Origin of the sequence: Oscillibacter sp. UBA6647 (assembly GCA_002455655.1) — a bacterium.
GTDB lineage: Bacteria > Bacillota > Clostridia > Oscillospirales > Oscillospiraceae > Oscillibacter.
This window is the reverse complement of record DKLF01000110.1, coordinates 1-8,559: the sequence shown is the minus strand read 5'-3', so window position 1 is coordinate 8,559 and position 8,559 is coordinate 1. Positions and strand designations below refer to the sequence as shown.

The 8,559-nt window shown below is 54.9% G+C and carries 8 protein-coding genes; all 8 read left to right on the top strand.

Annotated features, from left to right (window positions below):
• A partial coding sequence (locus B2W96_RS08175) for a CotH kinase family protein (protein WP_293009796.1) occupies window positions 1-1,930 on the top strand: 1,930 nt, incomplete at its 5' end.
• Between the two features lie 486 nt (window positions 1,931-2,416).
• Window positions 2,417-3,550 carry a tRNA guanosine(34) transglycosylase Tgt gene (gene tgt / locus B2W96_RS08170; protein ID WP_293009795.1) on the top strand — a complete coding sequence of 378 codons (1,134 nt, stop codon included), beginning with the start codon at window positions 2,417-2,419 and terminating at the stop codon, window positions 3,548-3,550.
• Window positions 3,551-3,630: 80 nt separating this feature from the next.
• Window positions 3,631-4,032 (top strand): preprotein translocase subunit YajC, encoded by a 402-nt coding sequence (yajC, locus tag B2W96_RS08165; RefSeq protein ID WP_293009794.1) that lies wholly within the window; start codon window positions 3,631-3,633, stop codon window positions 4,030-4,032.
• Window positions 4,033-4,122: 90 nt separating this feature from the next.
• A complete protein-coding gene (locus tag B2W96_RS08160) occupies window positions 4,123-4,560 on the top strand; it encodes a hypothetical protein (RefSeq protein ID WP_293009793.1) in 438 nt (145 codons plus the stop codon).
• 392 nt (window positions 4,561-4,952) lie between these two features.
• The gene (locus B2W96_RS08155) at window positions 4,953-5,561 is read left to right on the top strand and encodes a stage II sporulation protein M (protein WP_293009792.1); all 609 of its coding nucleotides are present in this window, start codon (window positions 4,953-4,955) and stop codon (window positions 5,559-5,561) included.
• 69 nt (window positions 5,562-5,630) lie between these two features.
• Window positions 5,631-6,518: a site-specific tyrosine recombinase XerD gene (gene xerD, locus B2W96_RS08150; protein WP_293009791.1), complete on the top strand. Its 888-nt coding sequence runs from the start codon at window positions 5,631-5,633 to the stop codon at window positions 6,516-6,518.
• Window positions 6,519-6,652: 134 nt separating this feature from the next.
• Complete coding sequence (locus B2W96_RS08145; RefSeq protein ID WP_293009790.1) at window positions 6,653-7,123, top strand: sigma-70 family RNA polymerase sigma factor; 471 nt, start codon at window positions 6,653-6,655, stop codon at window positions 7,121-7,123.
• A complete protein-coding gene (locus B2W96_RS08140) occupies window positions 7,120-8,523 on the top strand; it encodes a DUF4179 domain-containing protein (RefSeq protein WP_293009789.1) in 1,404 nt (467 codons plus the stop codon). Before B2W96_RS08145 ends, B2W96_RS08140 begins: the two co-directional genes overlap by 4 nt.
• The last annotated feature ends 36 nt before the right edge of the window (window positions 8,524-8,559 follow it).

Below are 8,559 nucleotides of genomic sequence, written 5' to 3'. Positions count from 1 at the left end.
GGAGATGCTGGACAACGCCTCAGATAAAGAATATATTGCCGCCAGCGTTGTTCTGGACGGTAATTCGGTGAAGAACATCGGCCTGCGCACCAAGGGAAACTCCTCTCTTTCCAGCATTGTAAGCTCGGATTCCGACCGATACAGCTTTAAAATTGAGTTTGACCATTACCAGACGGGCCAAACCTATTATGGGCTGGATAAGCTGGCCCTCAACAACATTGCGCAGGACAATACTTATTTGAAGGATTATATCAGCTATCAGATGATGAACGCGTTTGACGCAGATTCTCCCCTGTGCAGCTTCATTTATATCACCGTCAACGGGGAGGATTGGGGCCTGTATCTGGCGGTGGAAGGGATTGAAGACGCCTACGCCAGCCGAAACTATGGCTCGGATTCAGGGCAGATTTATAAGCCCGACAGCATGAATATGATGGGCGGCGGCAATGGGGGCAATGGTGAAACCCGAGAAATGCCCGCAGGAAACGACCGCCGGCAATTCCGGCAAACTGCCGATGAAAACGCGGAGCAGCAGACGCAGGAAACCACCGATGCAAGTACGAAGCAGCAGATCGGGCAAACCGCGGATGCCGACGTGGAGCAGCAGACCAGGCAAGCCGCGGATGAAAACACGGAACAAAACACGGCGGCGAATCAGGACACTGGGGATAGCAGCGAACGTGCGGCGCTCTCTGCTGAAAATCAAGGCGGCATGGGCGGTGGAAGTACCGATGTGGCGCTGGTCTACTCGGATGACGACTACGACAGCTATTCCAATATTTTTGACAATGCCGTTTTTGATATCACCGATAGCGATAAGGACCGGCTGATCTCCACCCTCAAGCAGCTTTCAACGGGGGAAAACCTTGAGGAAATTGTCAATATTGAAGAAGTTTTGCGATATTTCGTCGTACACAACTTCGTGCTGAATTTTGACAGCTATACCGGAAGCATGATGCACAACTATTATCTCTACGAAAAAGACGGGATGCTTTCCATGATTGCCTGGGACTATAACCTCGCCTTTGGCGCTTTTTCAGGCGGTGGAAATTCCCAAAGCGGAACGACCTCCACCACGGCGCTTGTGAATTTTCCGATTGACACCCCGGTTTCCGGCACCACGCTGGAGGAACGTCCTCTTTTGGGAAAGCTGCTTGAAAATGAAACCTATCTGGAGCTGTACCATCAGCTTTTCGGAGAATTCATTTCCAGCTATTTTGACAGCGGTGAGTTTGAGCAAATGATTGACAGTGCCATTGCGCTGATTTCCCCTTATGTTGAAAAGGACCCCACCGCGTTTTGCACCTATGAGGAATTTACCGAAGCCTCGGCAATGCTCAAAAGCTTCTGCCTGCTGCGGGCCCAGAGCGTACAGGGCCAGCTTGACGGAACCATTCCCTCCACCAGCGAGAATCAAACGGCGGACAGCTCAAGCTTCGTGGACGCTTCCGCGATTGATATAAAAAGCATGGGCTCCAATGCAGGTGGCATGGGCGGCGGAGAAAATTCCCGTCCGGGGTGGCAGCAGACGGATGCACAGGCGGACAGACAATTTGATGAGGAGCCTTCGGCTTCCGGCGATACGGAGGGCGGGGAAGAGAACGGTATGCAAACTGCTCCTCCCGAAGGCACGGAAAATGGAGGTCAGACTCAGAATCAAAATACTTCGTCAGAATCTAGAGAGATTGCTTCACAGGACGGTACAACTCAGGACAGTGCCGCGCAGGAGGATACGCTGACCTTCGGGCAAGGCTTTCCTGCCGGAGGCGGAGGGCAGGGGGGAGGACCTTCCGGAAATCGCCCGCAGGGCATCGGGAGCCAACAGGAAACTACCACCACGTCCATTCAGATATATTATTATCTGGCGGCAGCCGTTTTGCTTTTGATTGTGGGCATTGTTGTTGCCCGTCGGTTCCGGGTTCATCGCTGACTTCTTTTTTCCGGACAGGAAAATCAACAGGAAAGCTCCGCATCCTTCTTTGGCTGGAAAAGGATGCGGAGCTTTTTCACCCTCGGTGATACGATAAAACTGCCCTGACAGTAAAAGAAGGGTCGGTGGGCAGGGGAGATCTGATGTAGAATATACTGCCGGGCAAAGTAAAACCCAAACAGATACTTGTTGACGAGATCGGCTTCGTAAACGGAGGATTGATGCCATGCTTGCAAAGTCTGGCGCTTCCGTGTATAATCAGAAAGATGAGAATGTGGGCTTGCAGTCCGGCATTTCAAGCTGTCCCCGTGCTAAGCTTTCAACGCATGGGAGGTCATATTCATCCGACGGCGGACGGAATGCATACTCAATTCTGCATATGCATCGGATATACATGCGTATGCACTGCATATACGAGAAGAGCGGTCTCGCGGTTTCGCTGGGCGGGGCTTTGCCGCTTAATATTTCAGGAATTAGGAGCCATTCATGTTTAAAGTGATTGCGTATCAGGGCCGGGCGCGGCGCGGCGTGTTTTCCTGCGCCCATGGCGGCGAGGTCCAGACCCCGGTGTTTATGAATGTGGGCACGCAGGGTGCCATCAAAGGCGGCGTCAGCGCCTTGGACCTCAAGGAAATCGGTTGCCAGATCGAGCTTTCTAATACCTATCACCTGCATCTGCGGCCTAGCGACAAAATTGTGCGGGAGATGGGCGGGCTGCACAGGTTCATGGGCTGGGACGGCCCGATTCTCACGGATTCCGGCGGATTTCAGGTGTTTTCTCTGGCATCTCTGCGGAAAATCCGAGAGGAGGGCGTGACCTTTGCCTCCCACATTGACGGGCATCGGGTTTTCATGGGACCTGAGGAGTCCATGCAAATTCAGTCCAATCTTGGCAGCGACATTGCCATGGCGTTTGACGAATGCGTGGAGAATCCCGCGACACACGAATATGCCGAAGCATCCTGCAAACGGACGGCCCGGTGGCTGGAGCGGTGCATTGCAGAGCATGAGCGGCTCAACACACTGCCGGACACAGTGAATCCCAAGCAAATGCTCTTCGGTATCAATCAAGGGGCCACATTTGCGGACCTGCGGGTGTGGCATATGGAGGAAATTGCCAAGCTCAACTGCGATGGGTACGCCATTGGCGGCCTTGCGGTTGGGGAGCCTGCGGAGGTGATGTACGAGATCATCGACGCGGTGGAACCCCACATGCCCAAGGAAAAACCCCGGTATCTCATGGGTGTGGGTACCCCCAGCAACATCATCGAAGCCGTGGCCCGGGGCGTGGACTTTTTTGACTGCGTGATGCCTTCCCGCAATGGGCGGCATGGAAAGCTGTTCACCTGGGAGGGGACGGTGAATATCATGAATCGGAAGTACGAGACGGACCCTGCCCCGGTGGGCGAGAGCTGCGGCTGTCCCTGCTGTCGCAGCTTTTCCAGAGCATATCTGCGCCATTTGTTTAAGGCGGACGAGGTGCTGGCCCTGCGGCTGTCCGTGCTGCACAATCTCTGGTTCTATAACGAGCTGATGCGCAAAATCCGGGACGCGCTGGATGCCGGGACATTTGACGCGTTCCGGGAGAAATACAGCGGTAAACTGGAGCAGCGGGTGTAAGCCTTGAAAAAGGGCTTGCAAATTTTGGCTGCTTTGGATATAATAAATTCATTCTGATAACACAAAGGAGTATTTGCCCTATGGATCCTACAACAATCATGATGCTGGTAGTTCTGATCGGCGTGTTCTACTTCATGATCATCCGTCCGGAAAACAAGCGGAAAAAGTCTGCCCAGCAGCTGCGCGACAGTCTGAAAAAGGGTGACAAGCTCACCACCATCGGCGGAATCGTGGGTTCCATCGTGCAGGTGAACGAGGACACGATTATTATTGAAACCAGTGAGGATCGCGTCCGCATGGAAATTACCAAGTGGGCCGTGTCCACCACCGGCGTGCAGACCTCTACCGACCCCAAGGCCAAGCAGAAGCAGGAGAGCAAGTCTGTTGAAGAGCCTGCTGCTCCCGCCGAAGAGGAGCAGTCTGCTGAGATCGAGCAGCCTTCCGGAGACGGCGAAAAGAAGTCTTGGGACCCCGAGGTGTAAAACCGTTGGGGCAAAACCGGGACTACCCCTCATAAACAAACCTCTCCCGTCATATGCTGGCAAAGAGCATATGACGGGGGAGGGCTTTTTATGGCCAAACGAAAAATGCCCGGATGGGCAGGATTTTTAGAGGGGGCGGCGCTGTCTCTGGGACTTTACATCGGGTTTCAATGTCTGTTGGCGCTGCTGACCCTGGAGGGGATCATGCCGGAGGAGATGGCGTTCCGCTTTCAGGCGGCAAGCGGAGTGCTGGCATCCTATGCCGGTGGGGCACTGTCTATTCGCCGTACAGAGGTGGGGCCTTTGTGGGCTGCGCTGGGGTCCGCGGCAATTTTTGCGGCTGCGCTGACCTTGGGTGGAGTACTGCTTTGCGACGACTTGGTCTGGTCTGGAGGAAGCTTTATTTTGCTGGCAGCGGCGCTGGTGGGGGGCTTGCTGGCGGCGATGCTGGGTCGAAAACGGAGCAAAAAGAAAAAGCAATCCCGCTCCGCGCCTGGTCGCCGGATAAAGGTAGGGAAGAGGAGCTAGTGCAGCCTTAGTGATTTTCACCAAATTTTTGGGATTCTTTCAGATTTTTCCAAAGACGGCCTTATTAAGGCTTTGAAAAGCGGGATGGTATGTCGGCACAGATGTAGTGGGGTCCGCTCATGGGCGGACCCCACATCTTGACGTTTACGCCGATGAAAGGGATCTTATAAATGTTTGGTTTAATGAGTTTACATAACATTGTTTACATAACATTTTGTCATAGTTTACAAAAAATAGAGGATTCCTGAAAAGCCCTTGCGGTTCTTGAAAAAAAGCAATATATTAGTAGGGACAATATTTACGTTAACCGACTTCTAACCTGTCCGCCTACCGCATAGATTTGCGTGAGGTGAGGTGCTTTGTTTGTGGGGTCGGTGGGCGGTCGCCGCCTGATGCGGAGCGGACGCGGTCCGTGGCTCCGCTTGTTGCTGTTAGCCGCCTGTTTTCTTGTGGGCCTGTTTTTGGGACAGGTTCTTTCTGCCCGCGTAAGTGCGGAAACAGCCAGAGAGCTGACGGAGTATTTAAACGGCTATTTTTCACTGAGCACCCCTCCGGAGCCAACCGGCAGGACGGTGCTTTCCGCGCTGGCGGTCTATTTTCGCTATCCGTTGCTGGCGTTTTTGCTGGGCTTTGCCTCGGTGGGCGCGGCGCTGCTTCCGGTGGTCACAGGGGCATACGGCTTTTTTCTTTCGTTTTCCGTGTGTTGTCTTACGGCGGCTTTCGGCCCCGGCGGCGTGCTTTTGGCGCTGGCGGTGTTTGGCCTGCGGTGTCTGATCACGCTTCCTTGTTATTTTGCGGTGGCGGTCCCGGCGCTGGAAAAATCCGTGGCGCTGGCAGCGCTGTCTCTTGAAAAGGGCGGAAGGCCCTCACCCCCGGTTTATGACAAGGCATGGTGGCTTCGGCTTGCGGTGGTGAGCGCGGTTTTGTCCGCCGGGGTGCTGACGGAGCTGCTGGTGACCCCGTGGCTTTTAAATTGGGTTTTGGGAATGATTCTTCGGTGACATAAAATTAAAAAAAACCCGTGCCGAAAAAGGTTATTCCAAGCGGTGTCGGGAGAGGGGGCTTTCACTGTGGCGGCGGACTACCTCAAGCTTTATGAAAAATATCTGACCGCGGAGAAAGGTTCCTCCGTCAATACAGTGTCCGCCTATTTGCGGGACGTGACCCAATTTCAGGAGTTCCTCCATGTGGAGGAGGGCAGCGAGCTGCGCCGCGCCGCGCCGGAGATGGTTCAGCGCTATATGGACTGGATGCATACAAAGGGCAAATCTGCCGCCTCCGTAACGCGCTTTCTGGCCGCTGTCAAGTCTTTTTACAGCTTTATGGTTTCCTCCGGCTCCATGGCGGCCAGCCCCGCACGGGGACTGACCGCTACAAAGGCGGAACGGCGGTATCCCGAAATTCTCACCAGCAAGGAAGTGGAGCTGTTTTTGGAGCAGCCCCGCTGTATGGACACCAAGGGCTTCCGGGATCATGCCATGCTGGAACTGCTGTACGCCACCGGCATCCGCGTCAGCGAACTGATCGCGCTGGATGTGGACGATCTGAATTTGTCGGCGGGCTTTCTGCGCTGCGCCAGCCGGGGCCGGGAGCGCATTATTCCGCTGTACCCTGCGGCGGTTAAGGCTCTGCGGGATTATGAGCTGAGTGTCCGCCCGGAAATTATTGCGGATATGGACGAGCGAGCCCTGTTCGTGAATATGAACGGTGAGCGTATGAGCCGTCAGGGTTTTTGGAAAATTATAAAGTATTATCAGGACAAGGCGGGGATTCAAAAGGACATCACGCCCCACACCCTGCGTCACTCTTTTGCCGTCCACCTGCTGGAAAATGGGGCAGATCTGCGCTCCATTCAGGAGATGCTGGGCCATGCGGACATTTCTTCCACACAGATTTACACCCATGTGGTGAAAAATCAGCTCAAGGACGTGTACAACAAGGCCCATCCCAAGGCGTGAATCAAACAGGAGCTAGCCGGGGCCGGTACGGGAGTTTTCCCGTGCCGGCTCCTTATTTGTTATAAAAAAAATTACCGTTGGGGCAAATCAAAACGGGCGGATGAACGCTCTAATGGTTAGAGAGGGGGGATCGGGTGGACCGGGAAGAATTTGTTCGGAGAACAGAGGCCTTGCGGGCGCGGCTGTATCGCACGGCCTTTGCGTATCTGGGGGGCGAGGCGGCGGCTTTGGAGGCCGTGGACGAAGCGGTGTATCAGGCGCTGCGGCACCTCCACCAGCTTCGTGAGCCTGACTATTTTGAAACGTGGCTGACCCGCATTCTTATCAACGAGTGTGGACGGGAGCTGCGGCGGCTGAAGCGACAGCACCCGGAAGAATATCTGCCGGAGATGGGGGAGGACTTTGACTACGACGCGCTGCCTCTGCGAGAGGCTGTGGCCCGTCTTCCACAGGAGTTACGGCAGATAATTGCACTGCGGTACTTTGGGGATTTGACGCTGGCGGAGACCGCACGGGCATTAAGCACCCCGCAGGGAACCGTCGTTACGCGCCAGCGCAGAGCGCTGGCGTTGCTCAGACTGGAACTGGAGGAGGGAGAACCATGAATCGAAATGAGGAATACGCGGCGCTGCGCGCTTCAATTGCGGAGCCACCGCAGCTTGAATATACGGTAGCAAGGGCCTTGAAGCGAAGCGGCAAAGCCCGCAGGCGCGTCCGCCTTTTCGGCGTTCCCGCCGGGAGCCTTGCGGCGTGCTTTCTTGGCTTTATGCTGCTGGTGAACCTGTTTCCGCCCTTTGCCCGGGCCTGTGGCGGTGTGCCGGTGCTGCGGGAGCTGGCGAGGGCGGTGTCGTGGTCGCCGTCTCTTTCTGCCGCCGTAGAGCATGACTACGTGCAACCCGTGGGACAAGAGCAAAGCAAGGATGGAATCACCGCACGGGTTGAATATCTGATTGTTGACCAGAAACAATTGGAGATTTTTTACTCTCTGGATTCCGACCGATACGAAGAACTGGAAGCGGACGCCAGCATAAAGCTGCCAGACGACAAAGGCGGATATGGCAGCTCCAGCGGGTCATACGGCACGCCCAACGGGGAACTGCGTCAGATGACAGTGAATTTCATGGAGTTGGATGTGCCGGAGCACCTGACCCTGCTTTTGGATGTCTATCAGAACATCTATAAAAATGACGGGGCGGAGCCAAAGACCAACGAAGAGTCTATGGACGAAGTATATTTCTCTCCCCACGTCCGCGAACCGGACATTCTGACTACGTTCACCTTTGACCTTTCCATCGATCCCCGGTTCACTGCCCAAGGTGAGATCGTGGAGGTTGGACAGACCTTCCAAATCGACAACCAGACGCTGACACTGGAGCGGGCGGAGATTTATCCCACCCACCTGCGGCTGGACTTCGGCTATGTCCCGGAAAATACCGCGTGGCTGAGGGGTTTAGAGTTTTACGTGGAAAACGAGCGGGGCGAGCGGTTCGACCCGGTACACAACGGGCTTACCGCCAGCGGAGACGAAGACTCCCCGTCTACCGTGACGTACTGGATGGATTCGACGTATTTCAGTGAAAGTAAAGAGCTAACGCTTTACATTGCACAGGTGCGCTGGCTGGATAAAGATCGGGAAAAAATTCGACTGAACTTGGTCACGGGGGAACACGACCCTCTGCCGAACGGCGCGGAGCTCGCCGGGATTCAGCGGCTTGACAGCGGAAATCTGCTGACATTCCGGGTAAAGCAGTATCGGGAAGGTCTGATGTACAGCCTTTGGGACGGATATCTGGATAAAAACGGGGAGGAGCAGTCCTTTTCCTCTTCCGGCTCTTCCTTCACCTATCAGGACCCGGATTCCGGTGAATATCTGGATGGCAGCGCGTCGGGAGAATTTTTCGAGACAGTCCCGATTCCGGCGGATCAGGCGCCGGAGGTCTGGCTCAAGCCCAACTTCACCCGGGTGGCGGACCTTCCCGTTCCTGTGAAGATTCCTATCAGATAAAAGACAGCGCAAAAAAGGAACGCCTTGAAACAGGCG